Below are 22,752 nucleotides of genomic sequence, written 5' to 3'. Positions count from 1 at the left end.
CGCTTGCAGCCAGTTGTCCGACCGCGGCGTGAGCGCACGCGCAAGACCAGCCGGCTGATCCTGCTCGCCTTCCTCACTACCGAGGGGCGCGCGTGATCGGGGGTAACGGAATTTTGATCAGCCCTCGACAAGCTCGGGGGCGAGTGTCTCAGGCTCGTTCGACTCCTCCGGGGCGCTGGACCGGCGAGGCAACAGCACCGCCATCACGATCACGATCAGCGCCAGCGCGGCGGAAACGGCGAAGGCCAGGCGCATGCCGTCGAGGTGCGCGGTGATCGGATCGGTGCCGTGCGCTACCAGTTCGGTGCTGCGGGTGGACATTACGGTCACTACCAGTGCGGTGCCGACAGCCGCGGCCACCTGCTGCAGCGTGCCCAGCATGGAGCTGCCGTGGGAGTACAGGTGTTGCGGGAGTGCGCCCAGGCCCAGGGTGAAGACGGGGGTGAAGGCCGCCGCCAGCGAGACCATGAGTAGGACGTGCATGACCAGTAGCTGCCAGTACGGCATGGTCATCGAGATCTGGGTGAACCCGGCCAGCGTGGCCGCGATACCGAACGAACCGGGAATCACCAGCACTCGCCCGCCGAACCGGTCGAACAGGCGCCCGATAGCGGGGCCCAGCAGGCCCATGGCGAGTCCGCCGGGCATCACCAGCAGACCCGTCTGCAGTGGACTCAGGCCACGCAGGTTCTGCAGGTACAGCGGCAGTAGGATCATCGATCCGAGCATCGCCAAGAATGCGACCGACATGAGGATCAGCGCCTTGGTGTACGTGCCGAACAACAGGATGCGCAGATCGAGCAGTGGAGTGCCGGTGCGCTGCAGCCGTAGTTGACGGGCCGCGAACACCCCGATGAGGGCCAGTCCGGCGGCGACGATCAGCACGGGTGTGGCGACGCTGCCGGCCCCGAACTGGCTGAGCCCGTACAGCAGGCCGCCGAATCCCAGCGCCGCGAATGCCACGCTGGACCAGTCGATCGCGCCGGTCTGCGGTTCGCCGATATTCTCCAGCCGTCGCAGGCCCAGCCAGGCGACCGCCGCGGCGATCGGGAGCACCAGCGCGAACAGCCACCGCCAGGAGCCGATCTGCAGCACCAGGCCGGATATGACCGGCCCCATCGCCGGCGCCACCGAGATGGCAAGGGTGACATTGCCCATGACCCGCCCGCGGTCTTGCTCGGGTACCACCGTCATCAGGGTGGTCATCAACAGCGGCATCATCACTGCGGTGCCGCCCGCCTGGATGACCCGTCCGAGCAGCAGCACCGCGAACGACGGGGCGAGGGCAGACAGCGCGGTGCCGGCCAAGAAGACGCCCATCGCGATCGCGTAGGCCCGGCGGGTCGTGACCCGCTGCAGGAGCCATCCGGTGACCGGGATGACGGCCGCCATGGTGAGCATGAACGCGGTGGACACCCACTGCGCCGACCGCTCGGTGACGTGGAGGTCGGCCATCAGGCGCGGTATCGCGTTGATCATGATGGTTTCGTTCAGGATCACCACGAAGGTCGCGAGCACCAGCAGCCGGATCACCGTCGGGGTCCGCCCTCCGGTCTGATGAGCGGATGTTTCGGCGGGCATCGGATACCTCCGGAGTGTTTGTGAGTACAAGACGACGTGTGGCCCCGATGCCGCGTCACCGACTGCCGTGTCGCGGCGCCACACCAGATCAGACGGGAACGGTCCGCTCAACTCATCGGTCGCGCGTCAGTATTCCTGTCGCCTGCGCGGGAATCACCTGTTTTTCCGCGCCTGCCGTCGAGTGCCGTCGAAATCGCCTGCTGGTCACCAGCACTTCTCGGAGACCGGCCAGGTCGAATGGTGAGGCAGGTCACGTCCGACGCGAGGTCCGCGCTGGCGGATCGTGACCTATCCGCCGGGCTGGATGATGCCCGATTCGTAAGCAGCGACGACGAGCTGGGCGCGGTCGTGCGCGTCGAGCTCGGCCATCATCCGCCGGACGTGCGTTTTCGCCGTCATCGGGCTGATGAACAGGTGCGTGGCGATGTCACTGTTGCTCATGCCCCGGGCGGCCAGTGCCAGCACTTCTTTTTCGCGGTCGGTGAGCCCGGCCAGTTCGACCGGGACGATCGGGGGCTGGATCGGCTGCCGGGCATAGGCGCCTATCAGCTTCTTGGTGACGCTCGGCGCGAGTAGCGCCTCGCCGTCAGGACCGCGTGGATGGCACGGCGGAGTTCATCCGGGCTGGTGTTCTCGATTACCGCGGCCGGTACGTGATCCATTGCCACAATCTCGAACACGAGGACATGGCCATGATGGCGACGATCAACGTAATCTGATTGCCCTGACTTGACTTTCCGGCCAGAGGGTCCGAGGTATCGCCGCGTCCGAAGGCATCACCTGTGACGGCTCCGACCACACCGCGCCCAATCCAACCGACCGGGACGCGGAGACCGGCGTTGGGGACCGGTCGTCACCTGCGGTCGGACCGCACGTAACCTCACCAACGTGGATTCCGACCGTACCGCAATCGTTCCCCAGCTTTGCTTACTACCGCTCTCCGATGCCCACCTCGACGAACGGTTGTCCCGATGACCGACGCCATCCGCCGCCACGACCCGACATACCACGGGTTCGCCAGCGACAACACCGCCGAGGTGCATCCAGAGGTGTTCGCCGCGCTGGCGCTGGCGAACGGTGGACATCAACCCGCATATGGCGCAGACGAATACAGCGCGGCGCTGTCGGGTATCTTCGCCCGCCACTTCGGCGACCACGCCCGTGCCTACCCGGTATTCGGTGGCACCGGCGCCAATATCGTTGCCCTGCAGGCGCTATTGCCGCGCTGGGGCGCGGTGATCGCCGCCGAGACCGCACACGTCAACGGTAGCGAGTGCGGCGCCGCCGAGAAGATAGCCGGTGTCAAGATCTATCCCGTCTCGACGCCCGACGGCAAGCTCACTCCCGAACTCATCGATCGTCAGGCATGGGGCTGGGGCAACGAGCACCGCGCCCAGCCCGCGACCGTCTCGATCACGCAGAGCACCGAGCTGGGCACGGTGTATTCGATCGACGAGATCCGCGCCATCTGTGATCACGCTCATCATCTCGGCATGTTGGTCCACCTCGATGGTGCCCGATTATCCAATGCCGCAGCATCTCTCGGCGTCGCACTGCGCGACTTCACTACCGATGTGGGTATCGACGCGCTGTCCTTCGGCGGGACTAAGAACGGGCTGATGTTCGGCGAGGCCGTGGTCGTCCTCAACCCGGATATCGACGGCATCGAATACCTGCGCATGATGTCCACCCAGCTGGCGTCGAAGACGCGCTTTCTCTCGGTGCAGTTCGAGGCGCTGCTCAGCGGCGACCTCTGGCTGCGAAATGCCTTGCACGCCAACGCCATGGCGACACGGCTGGCAACTGCGGCACGGGCGATCGACGGCGTAGAGGTCATGCGGCCGGTGCAGGCCAACGCCGTGTTCGCGATCCTGCCACGCACGGTCACCGAGCAGCTACGCAGGCAATTCAGCTTCCACGTGTGGGACGAACGTACCGGTGAGGTCCGCTGGATGTGTGCCTTCGACACGACCCCCGACGACATCGATCGTTTCGCCGCAGCCCTCGCAGCGCAGATGAGCTCGGCCGTGGCGAGTCGTCCGACTGTGCATTCCTGAGGTTTATCAGCTGACGGTTCCCGCCCGAACCGCCTCCGACTCATGCGGGCCTTTTGGAGCCGTCATGGACGGGGCTTCCTGCGCCCACGGCTATGGGCCTCTCGACTGCTGGACCGGTAGAGGCACAGTGTCGACACCGCACACGGGCCTGGCGGAGTCGAGCATGTGATCGAGACCGCTGGCCAGGAATAGCTCATCCGCTGCGAAATTGGTTGAGGTCGGTCACAATATGCCTAACCGGCTGCCTCGGTCGCGTGGATTCCGTTAGGTGACAAGATGACTGTCGGCCGGATGTCGGTGATCTGTTGGACAGTATTCGTCGTCATGTGCTTCGGGTTCCTGCCCGCAATCGCGGGCATTTACTATATCCAGGGCCTGCCGGGTCCAGTGCGTTTGGGCCTGGCGATATTCGTCGTGGTCGTCTGGTGGGGTCCGTTCGGCTACGGCATGTACCTGTCCCAGGTCGCCATGGGGAACAACGACAGGCGGTTGCTCACGCGCGGTATCCCCGGCACCGCACTGGTGTTGGAGGCCAAGACAACCAACATGACGATCAACAGCGGTGGGTTTGACTGGGAGGGCAAGCAGGTCTATCGCTATCGCCTACGCGTGACTGTACCCGGTCGAGAGCCATACGAAACCTATTGCCGCATAACCGCATTCGGCATCCGGGAAGGGGATACCGTAAAGGTTGCCGTCGCCCCGCACAACCGTAAGCGCGTCACCATCGACGTCAGTCAGCACCAGACCAAGCCCGATCATCCCGCCATGCGGACCTATTTCACGGTCCACCCCGCGCAGAGCTGGCCCATCGTAGATGACCGAATCGCGCAGGACGGAATTCCCGACTTCGTCGTCCGACTTCAGCAACTCGCCGAACTGGCCAGGCTCCACAAAGAAGGCTCACTTACCGACGCGGAATTCGCCGCCGAAAAAGCCCGCCTTCTCGGCTGAGCCACGGTGTCGACACGCAGAGACGGATCGATGGTGGGGATCTGTGCTGCGGAGATAGTGCCGGTGCCACGGCCGATCAGGAAACGTTCGCGCTCACGATCCCGGCGTGCCCGCGTCATTGCTTTGTCTACTTTCTGTGGGTCGAGGACTGTGGGACAAGCTGGACTCCGTCTACCCGACGGGGGATACCTGGATCGGACTCGCGTAGTTCGGTGGGGAGTGCTTCCTCCGGTGCGCCTTGCCAGGTCACCGGTCGCAGGAATCGACGGGGGAAGCTTTGGGCCAGTTGGCGGGCCACGACCGGTGGACCTGGTCCTCGACGTCGCGCCGATCAGCGGCGTACTCCCCGACCTCCTTCAGATCGCGAACGGCGATCCTCGCCACGTGCTCACCATCGTCGACTTCGCCGCCGCCGAACTCGGAGTCCGCACCACCTTCGGTGAGGATCAACCGTTGCGCTACGACGTGCTCCACGAGTACGCCCAGCGCGCCGCAGACGGCCAGTTCACCATTCCGATCGCCCGCACCTTTCCCCTCGAAGACTGGCGCACAGCACTCGACATCAGCCAGAGCGGGCAGGCCAGGGGCAAGCTCTTGCTACTTCCCGCCAACGCGACAGCTGACCTCCCCGGTCCCGGTGCTTCACGAGCACCGGGACCGGTGCGTGCACACCAGCCCGGCTACCTCGCTGCCTTCCGAACCGAGCCGGCAAAGGTCCGGGCAGCATACCGAGACGCCCCGGCCCAGGCCTCGACAGGTCCGGGGCTCATAGCACTACCGGCTTCACCGAGACGACTGGAGTGGGCGCACTAATGGCCACGTCCGTAATCGCCACGCAACGTCATGGCGCGTTTGGAGTTAGGTCGACGCGGTGATGAGTTCGTCGGTGACCCACCGTGCGACGTTGGCCGGGTAGGGCGCTGGCAGTCCGAGGACGATGTGCTGGAAGCCGGCGTCGATCGCGTCGCCGATCGCGTCCTGGGTGATGCTGGGCTGGTCGTAGGAGACGGGCAGGTGGATCGAGCGGGTGACCGAGGCGGGGTCGCGACCGATCTCGGCGCAGTAGCGGTCCAGCAGTGCGCTGCGGCGGATGGCGTCGTCGATGTCGCCGCCGGGGATGTTCCACACGTCGGCGTGCTCGGCGACCACGCGGAGCACGGGGGCCGAGCGTCCGCCGATAAGGATCGGCGGGTGGGGGCGCTGGATGGGTTTGGGGTTGCAGAACGCTCCGGTGAGGTGGAGGTAGGTGCCATGGAAGTCGAACGGTTCGGTCTCGGTCCACAACCGCCGGATAACTGTGCACGCTTCGGCGAGGCTTTCCACGGCGTGGGCGGAGTCGTGGAAGGGCAGGCCGTGTGCTTCATACTCGCGCCGGGCCAGAGGGTAGCTGGGTCGTGAGCCTGCGCCGATACCGAAGTCGAGCCGTCCGCCGGAGACGATGTCGACGGTCGCGGCGATCTTGGCCAGCATCGCGGGCGGTCGGAATCGGTTGCTGGTCACGAGTAGGCCGAGGCGCAGTCGTTGGGTCTGTGCGGCGAGGGCCGAGAGCAGTGCCCAGCCTTCGTAGGTCGGTCCGCTCGGGTCGCCGCCGATCGGCATGAGGTGATCGAATAGCCACGCATGCTCGATCTCCGGGATTGTGTCCGCCTCGCGCCAGACCCGCAGGACGTCGTGGTAGTCGACCTGTGAGGGGGCGGTCATGATCCCGAAACGAGGCTGGGGTGTTTGCGGCATGGGGCGGTTGGTCCTTTCAACACGGGTGGGACACGCTCCGGTTCAGAAGCGGACAGGGGACTCGAGTCTTTGAAGGCCTGCCTTTGTGACGCGTCAGGCGGCAGGGTGCGCAAGCTACTGCCCGCCTGCCGCCTGGTGACTGACGTGACGAGCGATCAGCGACGTCGCTGCGCCGCGTCGAGCAGGGCGGGCGGAGTATCAAACTTTTCGTGTGGGGCAAGGTCGACGCCGGGAGCGACGATCGCGTCGATCGCATCGAGCGCGTCGGCGGAGAGCACGGTGTCTGCGGCGGCGAGTTGAGAGTGCAAGTGGTCCATAGTGCGGGGGCCGATGATCGCGCTGGTCACGGCGGGGTGCGCGGTGACGAATCCGAGCGCGAGCTGGATCATCGTCAGGCCGGCCTCGTCGGCGACTTTGGCCAGCTGCTCCACGGCATCGAGCCTGGCCCGGTTGGAGGGGATGGCGGTGTCGAAGCGTTGCGGCATGAACATCGAGCGGCTGGTGGTGATTTCCTGGCCCTCGCGGATCGCACCCGACAGCCAGCCCGAAGCCAACGGGCTCCACACCAGCACGCCGAGCCCGTACTGCTCGGTCACGGGCAGCACGTGGGTCTCGATCCCGCGCTGCAGGATCGAGTAGCTGGGCTGTTCGGTGACGTAACGGCTCAGGTGGTTATCCCGGGCGGCCCACTCGGCCTGCACGATGCGGTACGCGGGGAACGTCGATGAGCCGAAGTAGCGAATCTTTCCCGCGCGCTGCAGGTCGGTCAAGGCCGACAGCGTCTCCTCGTCGCTGGTGCTCGGGTCCCACCGGTGGATTTGGTAGAGATCAACGTGGTCGACGCCTAGACGGCGCAGGCTGTTGTCCAACTCGGTGACCAGCCAGCGGCGCGAACTGCCCTGATGGTTGCGCTCGTCGCCCATGGGCATGCTCGCCTTCGTGGCCAGCACGATGTCGTCGCGGCGGCCGGCGATGGCTTTGCCGACCATCTCCTCCGACTCGCCGTCGCTGTACATGTCGGCGGTGTCGATGAGGTTGATCCCGCCCTCGAGAGCGGCGTCGACGATAGCGGTGGCCTCGTCCTGGGTGGTGCGCCCGATCTTGCCGAAGTTCATCGCGCCGAGCGCGAGGGTGCTGACCTGCACACCGGTGCGCCCCAAGGTGCGGTACTGCATGACTGTTCCTCCTTGAGAGGTGAAGCGAGTTTGCGATGCGTGGCTGGTTTTGGCTCACTCGTTCTGGCATCATGAACAAGCGGAGCCTCGTTCCGCTAACGAGCATACGGAACACGGTTCCGTTTGACAAGTGGAGTGACGGAGGTAGCGGCGCGGTGGTCGACATCGACAGCGGATCAGGGTCGTCAGCCGCGGAAGCGGGCCGACGCCCGGCGTAACGAGGAGACACTGCTGGACGCGGCCGCCGCGGCTTTCATCACTTCCGGCGTCGATGTGCCCGTGCGCGACATCGCCGCCAAGGCCGGCGTTGGCGTTGGCACGATCTACCGCCACTTCCCGACGCGAGCCGATCTCATCGTCGCCGTATACCGACACCAAGTCGAGGCATGCGCTGAGACCGGTCCGGCGCTGCTGGCGGCGAACGGCACCGCATGCCGCACTGGCGAGTTGGATCAACCTCTTCGTCGACTTCCTGGTCACCAAGCACGGCCTCGCCGAGGCGTTGCAGTCCGACGCCGCCGCCTTCGAGACTCTGCACGCCTATTTCATCGACCGCCTCGTCCCCGTGTGCGCCCAACTGCTCGACGCTGCTGCCACGGCGGGCGAGATTCGGCCCGACATGGATGCCTACGAACTGCTGCGTGGCCGTCGGCAATCTCTGTATCGGCGCGGACAACAACCCCCGCTACGACGCACGTCGCATGGTCGAACTCGTCATCGCAGGACTGCGCCTTCACTAGGATGCCGAGGCGATGGACCCGAAGTAGCTGAAGGTCCGGTTCAGCCCGCAGGCGGTGCCCACCTGGTCGGCGGGGGCCTGGGTGTAGAGGGCGGTCTGGTTGCCGACCGTGGCGGTGGCAGTGATGACACGGCATCGTTTTCCGCCACCACCGCCGACGGCGGCCTGCACCGGTCGGGCAGGCGGCCTGCCCGACCGTGCGGCCGGTGCAATCTCCGGGATGCGTGCCCGGAGCGGCACCATCGCTCGCCGCATCGTCACCGCACGCGCCGACCCTGCCCATGCCTCGTAAACCGTTGGCCGACAACGCATTCACTAACTTCCGGGACCGGAACTGGCCGCTGCGATCCGAATGCACGATCGTCGCCTCGGGCGACCGGAACCGCGTTGTGCAACGGCCACCGCCAGTGACGCCTTCATGCCGGAGTCGATCCAATAGCCGACGATCCGTTGAAGCAGGCCGACATCGAACACGGTGCCCGGCCTGCCTGATCGACGGTCCGCTCGAGCAAGGCTATGCCAGACACCAACCGATCCGTTGTTCCCGACCCGACACGGGACACCTCTTGCGTGACTTGCGTGCGATCAGCGACGCCGACCCCGACGGGCAGTTGTAGGCGACCGCGATCGCCGGCGTCCTGACCGACGCACACCACGCGGCCCGCACCGCCGCGCTGGCCGGACTATGTAGCAAGTACGCCGCAGCCGGTTTCCGATCCCAAGGGCACACGCGATTCGGCATGACAGCGCGTCAATCCGGATGCGTTGGCAGGCAATCCAGCTGCGGCCTGTGTGATCGTCGGCGTTGCTGCGATCATTGGCCGTAAGAGAACCGAAGATCCGCGAAGAGCAGTTGATTGAGCCGCCGCCGAAGGTGTCCCGCCTTGTTTTGGTCAGGGGCATCGTCCGGGGTGAGCAAGGTGAACCGCAGCAAGGTCTCTGCGCCCCGGACCGCCGTCAGCTCGAAGTGCACCCAGTCCTTGGGCCTGCTCGGCCACAGCGATGACCACACAACCCTGTCGGGTTTCTCCGCCTGCAGGACTCTCGGTTCGACTTCATCGGGCAGTAAATTGAGCCAGGGGCGAGCCGTTGGCCGACGAGGCTCTGTGAGCGACTCCCAGACGACGAGCGTAGGTGCCGGCAGCCTGCGTGCCCTCGAACCGATCTCGATCACGCCAGCAGCGTAGAGGTTACGACACGACACGCCTGGTCGGCTCGTCGACCGCCGATCTGATCATCCACCTCTACCCTGTGACGGTGCCGACCACCCATTCGCCAGTGCTCACCCTAACGTGAGTACCTCTTGCGCCCCGGGCGCGCAGCCCGTGGATGACGCGCCCCCGCCTCGGCATATGACCGCGGCGGAATTCCGGGAACATGGTCGCGCAGTAGTGGATTGGGTCGCGGACTACTGGGAGCGGGTGGAGTCTTTGCCGGTGTTGTCGACAGTGGCGCCCGGTCAGGTTCGTGCGCAACTGCCGTCGTTACCGCCGGAGACGGGCGAGCCCTTCACCGCTTTGCTGGATGACCTCGACCGGATTGTGGTCCCGGGGCTGACGCATTGGCAACATCCGGGGTTCTTCGCTTATTACCCGACGGGTGCTTCGGGGCCGGCGGCGTTGGCCGATCTGCTGGCATCGGGGTTGAGTGTGCAAGGCATGCTCTGGCAGACGAGTCCGGCCTGTACCGAGTTGGAGCAGCATGTCTTGGACTGGCTTGCCGGGTTGCTCGGGTTTGCGGAGCGATTCAGTTTCGCGGGTAGCGGTGGCGGCGTGATCCAGGACAGCGCCTCCAGTGCGATGCTCGTCGCGATGCTCGCGGCACTGCACCGGGTGTCGGGTGGGCGGGTCGCTCGTGACGGTATGGACCGGGGCCGTTACGTCATCTACACCTCGACCGAAGCCAACAGTGCTTTGGAGAAAGCGGCGCGAATCACCGGTCTCGGCTCCTCGGCGGTGCGTTTCATCGAGACCCGCGCCGACCTGTCCATGGACCCGACGGCACTACGCGCGGCAATGGAACAGGATGTGGCCCTTGGTCTTACGCCAGTGATGGTGATGGCGACGGTGGGCACGACGTCCACCTGTGCGGTAGATCCGGTGGAGCTCATCGGCCCGATCTGTCGCGAATATGGCGCATGGTTGCATGTGGACGCGGCGTACGCCGGAGTCGCCGCGATATGCCCGGAGCTACGGTGGATCCACGCGGGCGTGGTCCAGTTCGCCGACTCCTACGCGACCAATCCGCACAAGTGGCTGCTCACCGCCTTGGACTTCGACGCGTGCTACGTCGCGGACCGCCGCGCCCTGGTGGGCGCGCTGTCGGTGGTGCCGGACTATTTGCGCAACGATGCGAGCGAATCCGGCGCGGTGGTGGACTACCGGGATTGGCAGGTGCCACTGGGGCGCCGGTTCCGTGCGCTCAAGCTGTGGGCGGTGATCCGCTGGTACGGCGCGGAGGGGCTGCGCGAACACATCCGGCATAGCGTCGCGCTGGCCCAGCAGTTCGCCTCGTGGGTGGTCGCGGATGACCGCTTCGAAGTGCTGGCCCCACATCCGCTGTCCCTGATCTGTTTTCGGTTACGTGGTCGCGACGAGGCCAATCGGGAACTGCTGGACGCAGTCAACGCTACCGGGCGAATGTTCCTGTCACACACCAAGGTTCGTGGCGCGTTCGCACTCCGTTTGGCGATCGGCGGCACCGCTACCCGACATGATCATGTCGCCACTGCCTGGGCGCTGCTGAGTGAGTGTGCGGGCATTGTCGGCTCAGGTGAACGGCACTGACGGCGTATTCGCCGTGAGTAGGCCGATACGACGTTGCCCCAGGTCGTGCAATACGGCCACCGCTGCCGACGGGCGACTGGCGGTGGCGGTGCGCAGGCTGGGCGCGGCGGCGCCCACAAAGCGCTCGCACACCCCTTCGTGTGCCGCGTAGACCGCCGCCAGCGCCGTCCGTAGCCGCGCGCAGCCGTCCCGCAACTCGGGAATACCGGCATACTGCCGCCACTCCCGAAGCACGGCAACGAGCATCCGATGGTCCACGGACAGGACGCCGCTGAATCCGGCGGACACTCGAGGCGGCGCCATCAACGGCCGCACCTGCTCCCGGTACTCATCGATACCGAAACCGGCCGTCAATCCCAATGCTGTTGCACTGCAAACGAAGAAAGCGCCGGTGCTATCGAGGCCCTGTTCTGCTCCGCGGAGATCGCCCAGCCGAACGCGCCGGCAGGCGTGACGCATGCCGACCGTTGCGCCCTGCGTCAACACCGCGAACATCCGGTGTCCCTGGACCCACCACTCGAACGCCGTCCATGGCGTGGCGATCGCCGAAGCTGGCGTATCCACGAGTGGACGGTACGGCGGCGGCAATGCCTGGGTCAGGTCGTCGAGCAGGCCGGGCACTTGCCGTATGTGGGTCTGTGCGATCGACTGACCGGCGATCTCCCGGTGCGTCCGTGTCAACGCCGCCCGCCAGGAGGTCGCGGCATCCGATGCCACTCGCTGGATGCCGAAGAACGCGTCATGCTCTATTTCGCCCTGGGTGCGAAGGTGATCGCATGACCGGGGCTGATCGAGTCCGCTTACGTTCCGGCTGTCGCTCGGTTCGAGCATCGTCAGGTCATCAGCGAGGCGAGCGGGGTGCGCGAGCTGCAGCGGCGCCCCGACATGATGCCAACCGCCTAGTGGATCGACCATGAGATCACCACGATAATTCGGCTCTGGACACCGCCCGGCAAACACCGCCGAAGGTTCCTTCGGCGGCGCTCGCCTCGACGCCTCGGGATGTCAGTAGACGGTAAATGTGCCGGTGAGCTTCGCTTCGGTAACCCCGGGGCAGGACTGGTCGGTGCTCACGGTGTTGTCGTCCGCCGCGGTATGTCCCGCGTAAGTGCCCGTCGCGATGGTGATCGGGAACGTGGCGGGACCCGAGCCTTTGGACTTGCTCTGGTTGTCCGCGGCAACGCTGCTGATAGTGCTGGTGCTCTTGTCAGACCACGTGATGGTGCCGGTGCCTTGATGGATGGTGACTTTCCCGTCGCACGAGGCGACTTCGGTGCCCTCTTCCACCATGCTGACCGGGTACGGCTTGCCTTCGTCGACGGCTGTTCCGGCGCAGTCGGTGAATTCGGCGGTGGCCGTCCACCTGACCTTCGACGGTTTCTCGGCGAGCCCCGACTCGAGCCATTTGACCGTGCCGTTTTCGGTGCAGGTGATGGTTGCATCTTTGGTACTGCCGCCGGGCGGGTCGGCGATGCCTTGCGCGATGAACGGGGTAGCGCCGAGCGATGCGCTCGCGAGAACAACGGCTCCGGCCAGACGATATCGGGTGAACATGCGTCTCCTTAGTCGTTTCTGCTTGGCTGATGTCCGCCCCAGACACTAATCGGCTATCGACCTCGGGTCGGGTTCCCTGGGTCCACGCGGCGTGGCGGGTATGCCCCAAACGCGGACCATTTTGGGAACCGCACGGCAATTGGAAGGACGAGCTGAATCGAGTGATCAAGGGCCGCGGCCTCGAGTTTCCCGATGCCTACCGGGCGATCAGGCGCGACGGGCGCGACGGCATTCAGCTCCACGGAAATCGCCGGAAGTTTTTGTGGGGTCAGAGCGATCAATCGTTCGTGAACCTGTGCCCACCGGTTTCGTAGCAGCTCGCGCACGTAGTGGTTGACTTCGTTTCCAGTTCCAGGCGGGAAGTGAATTCCAGCCATCCTCGCCGCTGATTGATGGCCGCCGCCCTCCGCCTGCTCGATCATGTGCCGGAGCTTCGCACGGGTGCGACGCAGCTCAACAGGGTCTTGAGCGTCGACAGCGTCGCGGCCGAGTCCCTGCACGTACCACCACGGCGCATAACCAGGTCGGCGCCGACGGCTTCGACGGCACGTGCCCGCGCCTATAAAATCAGGTAGGTGGACCCGCCATCGGCGCAGCGGGAATTCACCGCATACGGGCCATCGCACTGGATTGCGCTGGCCGTATTTGCGGTCGGTGCGGCGTTGCTCGTCCGCCTCGGACGCACGCACCGTAGCCCCTGTAGCGCACGCCGATTCGGCCGAGCCTTGGGTGCATCGACGCTGGTGCTGTACCTGGCGATCTGCCTCTCCGCGATGGTCCCCCCGACTGTCGGCCGCTCGGTTCCGCTGCGCCTGACTGATCTCGCGACCATGGTGGCCGCGTACGCGCTGTGGTCGCACCGGCGCTGGGCGTATGCGCTGACCTATTATTGGTGCCTCACCTTGAGCACGCAGGCGCTCGTGTCACCTGCGCTGCACAGCCCGGACTTCCCGCACCACGAATTCCTGGCCTTCTGGGCGATTCACCTGGTCGTGGTCTGGGCGGCTATCTACCTGACCTTGGGCATTGGCATGCACCCGGACTGGCGAAGCTACTGGATTGCCGTAACAGTCACCGTGGTCTGGGCCGCGGTCACCTTTGTCTTCAACTTCATCGCCAACACCAACTATGGATTCGTCAACGGGAAACCCTCGACTCCGTCGCTGCTCGATGTGCTCGGCCCCTGGCCCTGGTATTTGGTTACCGTGGCCGTCCTCTTACTCGCCGTGTGGGCCTTGATGACCTGGCCTTGGACTCGGGCAACACCGAATTTGTCTCGACACAGCAAATCACCGTGACACCGACAACGTCACCCACTCGCGCCTGGCAACCAAGGAATCGACTCCCGGGCCAGGTCCAGGCGCTCGAGACGGGCCGTGACCCGGGCCGTGGTCGATATCGCCGGGCTCAGGATGCCTGAGCAGCCCCAAGCGTCCAGACGCGCTGCTTGCTGTGTGGCCTCGGTGCACGGTTGGTCGCGTCCGCCGAGTGCGTCTTGGCGTTGGCATCGTGATTTGTTGTGGTATTTATGAATTCGGCAGCCGCCACGGGCGCGATCTCCCGGAGCCGGACACAGGTGTCGGGCAGATTCTCGTTCGCGGCCGGGAATGCCGGCAGGCTGGTTGTCATGGAATTTCCCTTCAGCGCGTTACCCCGCAGAAGTCGAGCGTCACAAAACCAAAGTCGAGGAGACTCAGACCTCGCCTACGAGGTCTCGGCGGTCTGCGCCGCCTCTCATATCTCACCGGCCCCCGGTCTGAACCGCAGCCGAAGAGAATCGCCGATTACCGAGCACACTACCGACACACACGGCATCACCTGGTGAATTTTCGGGATGTTCGAACTGCTCGGGTTGCAAGAGGGTTGCTTGAAGTCCGGGCACGCCGCCGCATCTGCCGCAGGTCGGTGCGGGTGCCGGGCGGCAATGTTCCCCCAGGATTATTACTGAGTCAGAGCATGCCTCACATAAACATCGGCGGGCCCCGGGCGGATCCACGCGGGGCTATCGTCGGCTTCTGAGCTGGGCATTGTCCGGTTTTGAACACGAATCCGAGGCCCCGGATAGACCGGACACAGCTGAACGATGTCGCACGACACATTTAACACCGGCTCATGATGAAGGAGCTCCGACGCCGCTTCTGCGACAAGGGATGGAGGTTCGCTCACAACGGGGTCGTGTTCACCGGCGCAGCCAGCGTCACCGTGACCCGCTACCGCTACCGCGGCAGCACAATCCCGACCCCGTGGACACCGAAACCGGCAACCGCGAGTTGACCAGCGGGCAAGACACGTGGAGCGCCCGGTGCCTCGAGACAGGCACGCCGGGTGCGGCAGGGGGTCCCGGAAAACGGATCGGCGGCAACACCGACACCGCGCCCGAGGCCTACCTAACCACTTACACCGACGCCGAACACCAATTGTGTTGCGCCCATGCCCAACGCGAGCTGCAAGGCGTCGCCGACAACGCGCCCGCCGGCACCCCGTGGTGTTGGGCAGATCAGGTCGCCGACGCGCTGGTCGCGATTCAACGGCTGGTCACCGCCGCCGTCGACAGCGGTGCCGTCGCCGACAACATGCCACTGATCGACCCCGACGCGCTCGCCACGCAGGTCCGTCTCTACCGCGACGCCGCCAAGATCGGCCTCGCCGAGACTTCCGCCCGTTCCACGAAGCTGATGCAGAAGCAGAACGCGCTGGCCCGTCGGCTCCTCAAACGGGAAGACGACTACCTGCGGTTCACCACCGACATCCGGATCCCGCCCGATAACAACGGCTCCGAACGCGACATCCGCATGATCAAACTCCGACAAAAAGTCTCCGGCTGCCTGCGAACCCTTACCGGTGCCGAACAGTTCTGCGCCATCCGCAGCTACCTATCCACAGCCGCCAAACACGGCCACCAGTTCCTCGAAGTCCTCGTCATGCTTGCCGAGGGCCGACCTTGGATTCCCGCAACAACCTAACCAGTTACGTTTTGAACCGTTGCGGCGTTGACCGTGCAGGCACGATTCCTGGCCGCCGCGCGGGAATTTCTGACCGCAGAGGGATTCACCGAGCTGCTGCAGCCCATCATCGGTCCGGTGACCGACCCGGGCGCACGCGGCGCGAAACAGGTCGATATCGACTACTACGGTCACCGCTACAAACTGATGACCAGTGGCATTCTCTACAAACAGGCGTCGCTGCTCGCCTTCGACAAGATCTTCCATGTGGCCCCGAACGTGCGGCTGGAGCCCGGCACCTTGCGGAGTTCCACCAGCTCGATGTGGAGATCGCGAACGGGTCGAGGAAAGACGCCATGGATGTGGCCGAGCGTCTGACGAAGTACGCGGTGGAATATCCTGAGCAACGCCCAGCGCGAACTGGAGATCCTGGACCGCGACCTCGAACAGTTGAAGCAGGTTCTCGTGGGCCCCTACGACCGCAGGCGACACACCACCGCGGTGACGGAGCTGCGTGGCCTCGGGTACGACCAGCGCGAACACACCGAGATCGACTGGCAGGGCGAAGAGATCATCTCCGCGGCCGCCACCCGCCCGTTCTTCATCACCGACTACCCCAAGGGGTCCCGCGGCTTCTACGACAGCGAGAACCCCGACGAGCCCGGCGTGCTGCGCAACTTCGATTTGATCGTCCCTGGCGGGTTCGGCGAAATGATGAGCGGCAGTGAGCGCGAGTCGGACTACCGCACGTTGTTGACCCGAATGCGGGAAACCGGTGAGAATCCGGCCAAATACGAGTGGTACCTCACCTTGGCCCGCGAAGGACTCTCGCCCAGCGCGGGCTTCGGCCTCGGCGTCGAGCGGTTCACCCGGTTCCTCGGCGGTTTGGCCGCGGTCTGGCAAGCCACCGCCTATCCCAAAATTCCAGGGGAGCTGCGTCCATGAGTGTGCTGTCGGCTCCTGGATTTCCCGAGCGGGAGGTGCGGGCGCGGGCGCGGACGGCGGCGGGTTCGGTGTTTCCCAACAATGCGCGATACGGCTCGACCCTGTTCGGACAGGGTCAGGACGCGGCGGCTCCGGATCCGAATGCTATGGACGCGATCGACCATGCTCGGCTGGTACCGCCGGTGTTCGTGCCGCTGCGCGCGGAGATGATGTTCGATCTCGGCAGGGAACCACTGGCAGGCGATGTCGATCTGGCCACCACCATCGGCGGTCTGCGCTCGACGCAGCCTGTGTACGTGTCGGCGTTCGGATCCACCGCCGTGGCCGACGGCGATCTCGGCGTCGCGGTGGCCGGGCAAGCCGGCGCGGCCGGCGTGCCGATGGTGATCGGAGAGAACATCGTGCCCGTGTCCGGCTACGGCCGGATGGCGCAGGAGGTACCGAGCTCGCTGCTGCGTCGGCTCACCGAATACACCAAGATGGCAGCCGACGACGTCGGAGGCGTGATCGTCCAGCAGAGCACCGAGGACGCCGACGCCGAAGTCTGGAACCTGGTGTACCTACGACGCCGCTGAGGCCCAGGTGCGGCGCTCCGCCACTCCTGGCACATTCACCGAGGAGATCCTGCGCCAGCAGATTCGGTTGATGCGCAACAACTATCCGCGATGCCGCGTCTGGGTGAAGCTGCCACCTGCCAGGGATGTGGCCGACGCGGCCGAGGTCGCGTGGGCGGCAGGCGCCGATGCGGTGACCGTCGACGGCGCCGAGGCGGGCACGGGATGGGCACCGCACGGGTTCCTCGATCATGTCGGCCTACCGTTGGCCGAATGTTTGCGCCGTGTCGCCGACCGCGACCGGCATGGCCACAGCCTGCTGGTCTCCGGACGGTGCTGGGAGGGAACCCGAGTCGTCAAGTGCCTGGCACTCGGCGCCTCCGCCGTCGGCCTCGGCCGGGCGGCGCTGGTCGCCGCGGACGAGAACGCCGATCATGGACTGACGAACCTGCTGGCCGCGTTCGAGCTGGAGCTGCGGCTCCTGATCAGCGCGCTCGGTAAGTACCGGATCGCGGATCTGGCCGCCGAGGACATCTGGTTCCCTGCTACGAACGAGAGGACGCGATGAATACAGTGCGACCGTGGCGCGTGGCAGTACTCGGCCCCGGCGGTGTCGGCGGGCTGGTGGGTGCGCTGCTGGCCCGTGCCGGGCACCGAGTGATCTTCCTCGGCGGACAAGAGACGGTGCGCGCCGTGCATGAGCACGGAATGCAGGTGCGCAGCGGGATGTTCGGCGACTTCACCGTGCAGGCCGAGGCGGATACCGAGTTACCCGAGCCCGTCGACGTGTGCCTGGTGACGGTCAAACAGAACGTCCTCGGCACAGCCATCGACCGGGTGTCCCCCACTGCGCTGGGGGACGGCTTGGTGGTACCGCTGCTCAACGGGATCGAGCATCCGGCGGCCCTGCGCGAGCGGTACCGCCCGGATCTGGTCGTGCCTGGCGTGATCCGGGTTGCCTCGACCCGCGTTGCGCCGGGGTCCATCGTGCACGGCAGCCCGTTCGTCGAGATCGATCTGGCGAGTGCCACCGCGCCACTCGAACGGCTCGACGCACTGGCCGCGATGCTCAACGGCATCGGCGTACATGCAACCGCACGCGAGGACGAAGCCGCCATGCTCTGGGGCAAACTGTTTTTCCTCGCTCCGTTCGCCCTGATGACCACGCGCCAACGGTGTTCCGTCGGCGACATGCGCACCGTGCATCGCGCGGAGCTGGTCGACCTCGTTGCGGAGATCGCCGCACTGAGCCGCGCGTCCGGCGTGCCCGCCGATGTCGAGGCAGCCCTACTGTTCTACGACGCCTTCCCGCCGGAAGCCAAGTCGTCGATGCAACGTGACGCCGAGGCCGGACGCCCGCTGGAGCTGGATGCGATCGGGGGCGCGTTGCTGCGCATCGCGCAGCGGCACACGGTGCCGATGCCGCTGACCGAGCGCTTGGTCGCTGACCTGGCTCGACTGGGCAACGGGTCGGCTCCGGCCGAATCGGGGAGCTGACCCGGCGATAGAGTTCGAGCTCGATCGAACCGGAAGGGCGACACGTGGCAGCGAATGAACCACAGCCGAATTCGTCTGCGGACGGTGATTGGCGGGACAACGGGGTGCGTGTCATCAAGTCGGATCAGCTCGACTCGAACACCGCCCAGACACCGGCTGATCGCCCGTTCCAGGCCGGCGCCCGAGAGCGGCTGCGCCAAGTCGTGCTCGACGAGCTGACCGACATCCCCGAGCAGTTCGTTTATCTTCCCGAGCCGCGCGATGACCGGCTGCGTGCCGTCGCCGACCTGCTGCACGCCGACCCGGGTAACACCTCCACTTTGGCCGAATTGGGACGGGCCGCCGGCGCCAGCGAACGCACGCTCAGCCGCCTGTTCCACGCCGAGCTCGGCATGAGCTTCCACCAGTGGCGGACCCTGCTGCGCGTCCAGCACGCCCTGGTGCACCTGCTCGACGGCCATCCGGTTATCAGCACCGCGCTAGCGTGCGGCTGGTCCAATCCTGGTAGACGTTGTCGAGCAACGCCTGGTCGAGCGCGACACCGGCCGTGGTAAACGTGTTCAGGCTGACGGGTTCCAGCGCAAATCGGACGTTCGCCGTAGCGTTGAAGTCCAACTGATCGTCCGGTGGCGTCGCGGACTGAGTCGCCTTGCTCGGGTCCGATCCGTCGGGCACGACGTCACCGCCGGTCCCGCACGAGCGAGATATGCATCACACGATATCTCCGTTCAGCGAATCTGCTTCAGCGGCATACCTTCACGGAACGCCGCATGTCCCGGCGGCAGGGTGGGCGCGCCGAACGGGTTGAGCCAGACACGCAGTAACTCACGGGCGACCTGATCGGCATCGACGAATGCGGTGCGGGCGTGCACATCCATCGATGCCAACGTCGACCTGGTGCGCCTGATGGCACTGGCAGCAGTGACCGAAGCCATCCGCTCGGTCGCGTCGGCACCAGTAGAGCAGGCGCTGATCGACTACCAGTCGCCATTGTCGAACTCCGCACGGACGGCGGCCACCGCGGCCTCGATACGGTTGGTCACCTTCAGCTTCGCGAGAATGCGACTGACATATTCCTTCACCGTCTCCGGACTGATGAACAGCCGGGAACCAACCTCCCGGTTGGACAGGCCGTCGACCACCAGCCGCAGAATCTCCCGCTCCCGCTTAGTCAGCGTTGAAAGACGCTGCCGCACTTCGTAATCCATCGCCACACCGGGGCGAACACGAGTTGAGAGACACTGCCGCACTTCATAATCCATAGCCACGTCGGGATGAACACGATCCGGCTGCGGTGCCATCGCCAACACCGCTCCCGAGATCAGCACCTCCAGTACCTCCAGTACCTCCAGTACCGCGACCACACCGCGGTCCATTGCCACCACCGCGTCGACCGATATCCGCCTTGGCGGCGCCGAGTTCCACCAGCAGCGTGATCATCGGCGAATGCTCCAATTCCCGCAGCCGAGCCACGGTCTCGGCCAGACCGGCCAGGCGCGCCACCGAGGCATCCAGGACGACCACGTCGGGACGCCAGCACACGGACCGATCCACGACCTCGCGCCAGGAACAGGTACCCGCCAGCGCGAAACTGTCGTAGGCGGCCACCGCATCCTCGAAATCCGTTCGAGCGAACGGAAAATCAGAGGCAACCAGAAGTGTCCGCGGCTGGACCGCACCGGAACTGCACAACTCGACACGGCGGCGACGGCCGTTGTGGAGCTGGTCCTGCTGATCCGATCCGAACCCGAGCGTCATGGCGGACCATCAGCCACATTGTTGCGAGAACTTTCCAACACTTGCTCAGGAGTTCGGCGTTCTTCAGGACTTCGGCGATCTTCGCCGGAGGGCCCGAAGACGAGGCATTCCTTCCATCCGCTGCGTTCGAACAGCCGCATTACCGGTGTGGCCACGAAGGTCATGACGATCGTCATCAAGGCGAGGATCGTGTAGAGCTGGCCGGTGATCAGGCCCGCGGACAGGCCGATATTGAGCAGAATCAGCTCCATCAATCCGCGAGCGTTGGCGAGGGCACCCATCGCGCCGGCTTCGCGCCAGCTCATCCCCTGCCAACGGGCCCCAGTCCGATAGCACCGAACTTGCTGGCGAATGACACGACCATCACGACGACCGCGACCAGCAGTACCTTCGGCTCGAATATCAGACTGAGCTTGGTATTGAGCCCCGAGTAGATAAAGAAAGCCGGAAGGAGCAGGTAGGCGACCAATGGTTCGAAACGATCACGGATAGTGTCGAGCAACTCGCCGCGCGGCATCACCGTGCCTGCCACGAACGCCCCGAAGACCGAGTAGATGCCGACGTAATCAGTGAACCAGCTCCCCAGCAGCACAACGAGCAGCACGATCGTGAGCGGAGTAATAGGAAGGCTACCGCTACGTTCGCCATCGCCGCTGCCTGTGACCGGTCCCCGATGACGGAACCACCCGGTTTTAGAGCCAGGTTGTTTTCGATCCGTATTCAGTTGATGCCGCAGGCCACCGGGTGGTGGCTGTGGCTGCAGCGGGCAGCGTACTCGGCCGGGGTCAGATAGCCCAGCGCCGAATGTCGATGTCGTCGGTTGTGGTCTACCTTGTAGTCGCCGATGACGACGCGGGCTTCGAGCAGGCTTGTCCAGTGGTTCCGGTCGAGGCATTCTTTGCGCAGCCGACGGTTGAACGATTCGACGAATCCGTTATTCCACGGCGTGCCCGGTGGGATGTAGATGATCCCGACCCGGTTTGCGCAAAACTGTTGCAGCGCATGGGAAATCATTTCCGGCCCGTTGTCCATCCGCAACACCGTCGGCGACCCACCATGAGTGGTGAAGACCTTCTCGAGCTCGGTGACGAGCCGCTCGGCGGTGATCGAGCGTTCAACCAGATGCAATAGTGATTCACGGGTGTGTTCATCGACCATCGACGCGATCTTCACCGCTCTGCCGTCGATGGTGGAATCGAACTGAAAATCCAACGCCCACACCACCTTCGGTGCATCCGCATCGACCGGCGGCATCGACGAAACGCCGGCCCGTTTACGCGGCTGGTGCTCACGCACCTGCAGCCCTTCCTCCCGCCAGAGCCGATGCACCTTCTTCTTGTTCACCGAGCTGCCCTCGTCGAACCGCAACCGCGCCCACGCCCGCCGGAACCCGTGACACGGGTTCTTCGTAGCATACGAGCGCAGCCAGGCCCGCAAACCGGCGTCCGGATCATCCGGGGTCTGCGCGAGGGGCAGCCGCCGATACGTCGAACGAGCAAGCCCAACGACCTTGCACGCGAACCGTTCCGACACGCCCTTCACTGCTGTGAGCATGTCGACGGCACGGCGCTTGGACGCTGGGCTCAGAATTTTCCCCGGCTGATCTCCCGCAGGGCGTCCTTTTCCAGCTCCGCCTCGGCCAGCAGCCGCTTGAGCCGGGAATTCTGCTCCCGCAGCTCCTTGAGCTCCTTCGCCGCATCGGTATCCATACCGAAGAGCGGCGCCAGTTGTACAACGTCGCCGCCGACACTTCCAGCTCTGCGGCGATCTCCTCGCCCGACTTACCGGCCGCGGCCAGCTCATCGGCACGGCGCAGCTTCCGCACGATCTCCTCCGCGGAATGCCGCTTCCGTCCTCCAGCCATGATCCCAATCGTCCCTTCTGGCCCCTACCAGGGCCAACAGGACTCTAATACCGAGCGGTCTCATTCATTGGGGACGGGCCACCTGGTTTCCAGGTGTTCAGTCGCAGCAAGAAGCGCCGCGCAACGACGGTCATGAAGATCAAATAGGCCAGTCCCCCACCTATCGCAAGGAAGGCACCGGACATGCTCTCCTTAGTCGTGGCGACGACCGTTGCCAGCAGCACCCAGGCGCAGGCGTCGTCGACGGCCGCACACGACAGCGACATTGTGCCGAGCCGGGTGTTCAACAGACCCGAGGCGTAGATGATCCAGGCCAGCATCGGGAACGCGGTGATGGCGACCGCCGACGCGACGAACAACCCGCCTTGCCAACTGCCGACTTTGCTCGTGAAGTAGCCGCCCTGGCTTACCATCCACACGCCGAGCATGCCGCCGAGTAGCAAGGGAACACCGATACCGGCGGCCGAGGTGGCTCCTGCCTTTCCCAGATGCGACCGGAGAATCTCCAGCTTGAATGAGGCGCCCACCAGGAACATGTACAGCACGAGACCGAGCTGGCCCACGACATAGGCCTGCGGCCGGTGTGTGGTATCCATTTGCTCAGTACGGGCG

Annotated in this window: 26 protein-coding genes and 3 pseudogenes; 14 read left to right on the top strand and 15 right to left on the bottom strand. The window is 65.2% G+C overall.

Annotated features, from left to right (window positions below):
- Positions 1-117: 117 nt before the first annotated feature.
- Both ACV7NQ_RS38465 and ACV7NQ_RS38460 read right to left on the bottom strand, forming a co-directional pair.
- Positions 118-1,581 (bottom strand): MDR family MFS transporter, encoded by a 1,464-nt coding sequence (locus ACV7NQ_RS38465; protein ID WP_463364033.1) that lies wholly within the window; start codon positions 1,579-1,581, stop codon positions 118-120.
- Between the two features lie 288 nt (positions 1,582-1,869).
- The gene (locus ACV7NQ_RS38460) at positions 1,870-2,076 is read right to left on the bottom strand and encodes a response regulator transcription factor (protein WP_463365984.1); all 207 of its coding nucleotides are present in this window, start codon (positions 2,074-2,076) and stop codon (positions 1,870-1,872) included.
- A gap of 101 nt (positions 2,077-2,177) precedes the next feature.
- Between ACV7NQ_RS38460 and ACV7NQ_RS38455 the strand changes: the two genes are divergently transcribed.
- The 4 genes from ACV7NQ_RS38455 to ACV7NQ_RS38440 all read left to right on the top strand — a co-directional run bounded on the left by ACV7NQ_RS38455 (position 2,178) and on the right by ACV7NQ_RS38440 (position 5,405).
- Complete coding sequence (locus ACV7NQ_RS38455) at positions 2,178-2,300, top strand: multicopper oxidase domain-containing protein (RefSeq protein ID WP_463364032.1); 123 nt, start codon at positions 2,178-2,180, stop codon at positions 2,298-2,300.
- A gap of 252 nt (positions 2,301-2,552) precedes the next feature.
- Positions 2,553-3,638 carry a threonine aldolase family protein gene (locus ACV7NQ_RS38450; protein WP_463364031.1) on the top strand — a complete coding sequence of 362 codons (1,086 nt, stop codon included), beginning with the start codon at positions 2,553-2,555 and terminating at the stop codon, positions 3,636-3,638.
- A 276-nt stretch (positions 3,639-3,914) separates the two neighbouring features.
- On the top strand, positions 3,915-4,592 hold the full coding sequence (locus ACV7NQ_RS38445) for an SHOCT domain-containing protein (RefSeq protein WP_463364030.1): 678 nt from the start codon (positions 3,915-3,917) through the stop codon (positions 4,590-4,592).
- Positions 4,593-4,895: 303 nt separating this feature from the next.
- On the top strand, positions 4,896-5,405 hold the full coding sequence (locus tag ACV7NQ_RS38440) for a zinc-binding dehydrogenase (RefSeq protein ID WP_463364029.1): 510 nt from the start codon (positions 4,896-4,898) through the stop codon (positions 5,403-5,405).
- Positions 5,406-5,450: 45 nt separating this feature from the next.
- Here the strand turns inward: ACV7NQ_RS38440 and ACV7NQ_RS38435 are convergent, their stop codons facing one another.
- Complete coding sequence (locus tag ACV7NQ_RS38435) at positions 5,451-6,326, bottom strand: LLM class flavin-dependent oxidoreductase (RefSeq protein WP_463364028.1); 876 nt, start codon at positions 6,324-6,326, stop codon at positions 5,451-5,453.
- A 155-nt stretch (positions 6,327-6,481) separates the two neighbouring features.
- Positions 6,482-7,501, bottom strand: coding sequence for an aldo/keto reductase (locus ACV7NQ_RS38430; protein WP_463364027.1), 1,020 nt, complete (start codon positions 7,499-7,501; stop codon positions 6,482-6,484).
- Positions 7,502-7,636: 135 nt separating this feature from the next.
- On the opposite strand from ACV7NQ_RS38430, the pseudogene ACV7NQ_RS38425 reads away from it, so the two are divergent.
- Positions 7,637-8,241, top strand: a pseudogene (locus ACV7NQ_RS38425) (TetR/AcrR family transcriptional regulator).
- On the opposite strand, the gene ACV7NQ_RS38420 reads toward ACV7NQ_RS38425, so the two are convergent.
- Both ACV7NQ_RS38420 and ACV7NQ_RS38415 read right to left on the bottom strand, forming a co-directional pair.
- Positions 8,238-8,501, bottom strand: a complete 264-nt coding sequence (locus tag ACV7NQ_RS38420; RefSeq protein WP_463364026.1) for a hypothetical protein — start codon at positions 8,499-8,501, stop codon at positions 8,238-8,240. The pseudogene ACV7NQ_RS38425 and the gene ACV7NQ_RS38420 overlap by 4 nt on opposite strands.
- A pseudogene (locus ACV7NQ_RS38415) lies at positions 8,482-8,690 on the bottom strand (IS3 family transposase); the annotation flags it as partial. The pseudogene ACV7NQ_RS38415 and the gene ACV7NQ_RS38420, both read right to left, overlap by 20 nt.
- A 941-nt stretch (positions 8,691-9,631) precedes the next feature.
- Here ACV7NQ_RS38415 and ACV7NQ_RS38410 point away from each other — a divergent pair.
- On the top strand, positions 9,632-11,026 hold the full coding sequence (locus tag ACV7NQ_RS38410; RefSeq protein ID WP_463364025.1) for an aminotransferase class V-fold PLP-dependent enzyme: 1,395 nt from the start codon (positions 9,632-9,634) through the stop codon (positions 11,024-11,026).
- On the opposite strand, the gene ACV7NQ_RS38405 is transcribed toward ACV7NQ_RS38410, so the two are convergent.
- Both ACV7NQ_RS38405 and ACV7NQ_RS38400 read right to left on the bottom strand, forming a co-directional pair.
- Complete coding sequence (locus ACV7NQ_RS38405) at positions 11,009-11,941, bottom strand: hypothetical protein (protein ID WP_463364024.1); 933 nt, start codon at positions 11,939-11,941, stop codon at positions 11,009-11,011. The genes ACV7NQ_RS38410 and ACV7NQ_RS38405 overlap by 18 nt on opposite strands.
- Positions 11,942-12,031: 90 nt before the next feature.
- On the bottom strand, positions 12,032-12,580 hold the full coding sequence (locus ACV7NQ_RS38400; protein WP_463364023.1) for a hypothetical protein: 549 nt from the start codon (positions 12,578-12,580) through the stop codon (positions 12,032-12,034).
- A gap of 575 nt (positions 12,581-13,155) precedes the next feature.
- Here ACV7NQ_RS38400 and ACV7NQ_RS38395 point away from each other — a divergent pair.
- On the top strand, positions 13,156-13,878 hold the full coding sequence (locus tag ACV7NQ_RS38395) for a YwaF family protein (protein WP_463364022.1): 723 nt from the start codon (positions 13,156-13,158) through the stop codon (positions 13,876-13,878).
- Positions 13,879-13,987: 109 nt separating this feature from the next.
- On the opposite strand, the gene ACV7NQ_RS38390 is transcribed toward ACV7NQ_RS38395, so the two are convergent.
- Positions 13,988-14,209 carry a hypothetical protein gene (locus ACV7NQ_RS38390; RefSeq protein ID WP_463364021.1) on the bottom strand — a complete coding sequence of 74 codons (222 nt, stop codon included), beginning with the start codon at positions 14,207-14,209 and terminating at the stop codon, positions 13,988-13,990.
- Positions 14,210-14,823: 614 nt separating this feature from the next.
- On the opposite strand from ACV7NQ_RS38390, the gene ACV7NQ_RS38385 reads away from it, so the two are divergent.
- The 7 genes from ACV7NQ_RS38385 (at position 14,824) to ACV7NQ_RS38355 (ending at position 19,072) form a co-directional block, all read left to right on the top strand.
- A complete protein-coding gene (locus ACV7NQ_RS38385) occupies positions 14,824-15,543 on the top strand; it encodes an IS66 family transposase (protein ID WP_463364020.1) in 720 nt (239 codons plus the stop codon).
- Positions 15,544-15,576: 33 nt separating this feature from the next.
- Positions 15,577-15,900, top strand: coding sequence for an amino acid--tRNA ligase-related protein (locus tag ACV7NQ_RS38380; RefSeq protein ID WP_463365983.1), 324 nt, complete (start codon positions 15,577-15,579; stop codon positions 15,898-15,900).
- A gap of 87 nt (positions 15,901-15,987) precedes the next feature.
- Positions 15,988-16,467, top strand: a complete 480-nt coding sequence (locus ACV7NQ_RS38375; protein WP_463364019.1) for an amino acid--tRNA ligase-related protein — start codon at positions 15,988-15,990, stop codon at positions 16,465-16,467.
- A complete protein-coding gene (locus tag ACV7NQ_RS38370; RefSeq protein ID WP_463364018.1) occupies positions 16,464-17,042 on the top strand; it encodes a hypothetical protein in 579 nt (192 codons plus the stop codon). Before ACV7NQ_RS38375 ends, ACV7NQ_RS38370 begins: the two co-directional genes overlap by 4 nt.
- Positions 17,043-17,049: 7 nt before the next feature.
- Positions 17,050-17,589 (top strand): glutamate synthase-related protein, encoded by a 540-nt coding sequence (locus tag ACV7NQ_RS38365; protein WP_463364017.1) that lies wholly within the window; start codon positions 17,050-17,052, stop codon positions 17,587-17,589.
- The gene (locus ACV7NQ_RS38360) at positions 17,586-18,518 is read left to right on the top strand and encodes a ketopantoate reductase family protein (protein WP_463364016.1); all 933 of its coding nucleotides are present in this window, start codon (positions 17,586-17,588) and stop codon (positions 18,516-18,518) included. The genes ACV7NQ_RS38365 and ACV7NQ_RS38360 overlap by 4 nt, the downstream gene beginning before the upstream one ends.
- 44 nt (positions 18,519-18,562) lie before the next feature.
- Positions 18,563-19,072, top strand: a complete 510-nt coding sequence (locus ACV7NQ_RS38355) for a helix-turn-helix transcriptional regulator (RefSeq protein ID WP_463364015.1) — start codon at positions 18,563-18,565, stop codon at positions 19,070-19,072.
- Between the two features lie 174 nt (positions 19,073-19,246).
- Here ACV7NQ_RS38355 and ACV7NQ_RS38350 read toward each other — a convergent pair whose 3' ends face one another.
- The 6 genes and pseudogenes from ACV7NQ_RS38350 to ACV7NQ_RS38325 all read right to left on the bottom strand — a co-directional run bounded on the left by ACV7NQ_RS38350 (position 19,247) and on the right by ACV7NQ_RS38325 (position 22,736).
- Entirely contained in the window at positions 19,247-19,396 is a 150-nt protein-coding gene (locus tag ACV7NQ_RS38350; RefSeq protein ID WP_463364014.1) for a hypothetical protein, read from the bottom strand.
- Positions 19,397-19,495: 99 nt separating this feature from the next.
- Positions 19,496-19,882, bottom strand: a complete 387-nt coding sequence (locus ACV7NQ_RS38345; RefSeq protein ID WP_463364013.1) for a helix-turn-helix domain-containing protein — start codon at positions 19,880-19,882, stop codon at positions 19,496-19,498.
- A 390-nt stretch (positions 19,883-20,272) separates the two neighbouring features.
- Positions 20,273-20,581, bottom strand: coding sequence for a hypothetical protein (locus ACV7NQ_RS38340; protein WP_463364012.1), 309 nt, complete (start codon positions 20,579-20,581; stop codon positions 20,273-20,275).
- The gene (locus ACV7NQ_RS38335) at positions 20,578-20,880 is read right to left on the bottom strand and encodes a cation:proton antiporter domain-containing protein (RefSeq protein WP_463364011.1); all 303 of its coding nucleotides are present in this window, start codon (positions 20,878-20,880) and stop codon (positions 20,578-20,580) included. Before ACV7NQ_RS38335 ends, ACV7NQ_RS38340 begins: the two co-directional genes overlap by 4 nt.
- 116 nt (positions 20,881-20,996) lie before the next feature.
- Positions 20,997-22,140 (bottom strand): annotated as a pseudogene (locus tag ACV7NQ_RS38330) (IS3 family transposase).
- Between the two features lie 44 nt (positions 22,141-22,184).
- The gene (locus ACV7NQ_RS38325; protein ID WP_463364010.1) at positions 22,185-22,736 is read right to left on the bottom strand and encodes a cation:proton antiporter; all 552 of its coding nucleotides are present in this window, start codon (positions 22,734-22,736) and stop codon (positions 22,185-22,187) included.
- Between the last annotated feature and the right edge of the window lie 16 nt (positions 22,737-22,752).

The sequence above is a fragment of the Nocardia sp. Tas62D01 genome (assembly GCF_055232035.1).
Note: the sequence above shows the minus strand (reverse complement) of the source record. Positions and strands in the feature narration are given on the sequence as shown.

Bases quoted from the DNA above. Each gene is read 5' to 3' on its own strand.
- ACV7NQ_RS38340 (WP_463364012.1), bottom strand. From the start codon at position 20,581: ATGAGCTGGCGCGAAGCCGGCGCGATGGGTGCCCTCGCCAACGCTCGC.
- ACV7NQ_RS38450 (WP_463364031.1), top strand. From the start codon at position 2,553: ATGACCGACGCCATCCGCCGCCACGACCCGACATACCACGGGTTCGCC.
- ACV7NQ_RS38325 (WP_463364010.1), bottom strand. From the start codon at position 22,736: ATGGATACCACACACCGGCCGCAGGCCTATGTCGTGGGCCAGCTCGGT.
- ACV7NQ_RS38370 (WP_463364018.1), top strand. From the start codon at position 16,464: ATGAGTGTGCTGTCGGCTCCTGGATTTCCCGAGCGGGAGGTGCGGGCG.
- ACV7NQ_RS38445 (WP_463364030.1), top strand. From the start codon at position 3,915: ATGACTGTCGGCCGGATGTCGGTGATCTGTTGGACAGTATTCGTCGTC.
- ACV7NQ_RS38430 (WP_463364027.1), bottom strand. From the start codon at position 7,501: ATGCAGTACCGCACCTTGGGGCGCACCGGTGTGCAGGTCAGCACCCTC.
- ACV7NQ_RS38435 (WP_463364028.1), bottom strand. From the start codon at position 6,326: ATGCCGCAAACACCCCAGCCTCGTTTCGGGATCATGACCGCCCCCTCA.
- ACV7NQ_RS38390 (WP_463364021.1), bottom strand. From the start codon at position 14,209: ATGACAACCAGCCTGCCGGCATTCCCGGCCGCGAACGAGAATCTGCCC.
- ACV7NQ_RS38405 (WP_463364024.1), bottom strand. From the start codon at position 11,941: ATGGTCGATCCACTAGGCGGTTGGCATCATGTCGGGGCGCCGCTGCAG.
- ACV7NQ_RS38360 (WP_463364016.1), top strand. From the start codon at position 17,586: ATGAATACAGTGCGACCGTGGCGCGTGGCAGTACTCGGCCCCGGCGGT.
- ACV7NQ_RS38400 (WP_463364023.1), bottom strand. From the start codon at position 12,580: ATGTTCACCCGATATCGTCTGGCCGGAGCCGTTGTTCTCGCGAGCGCA.
- ACV7NQ_RS38465 (WP_463364033.1), bottom strand. From the start codon at position 1,581: ATGCCCGCCGAAACATCCGCTCATCAGACCGGAGGGCGGACCCCGACG.
- ACV7NQ_RS38350 (WP_463364014.1), bottom strand. From the start codon at position 19,396: ATGGATGTGCACGCCCGCACCGCATTCGTCGATGCCGATCAGGTCGCC.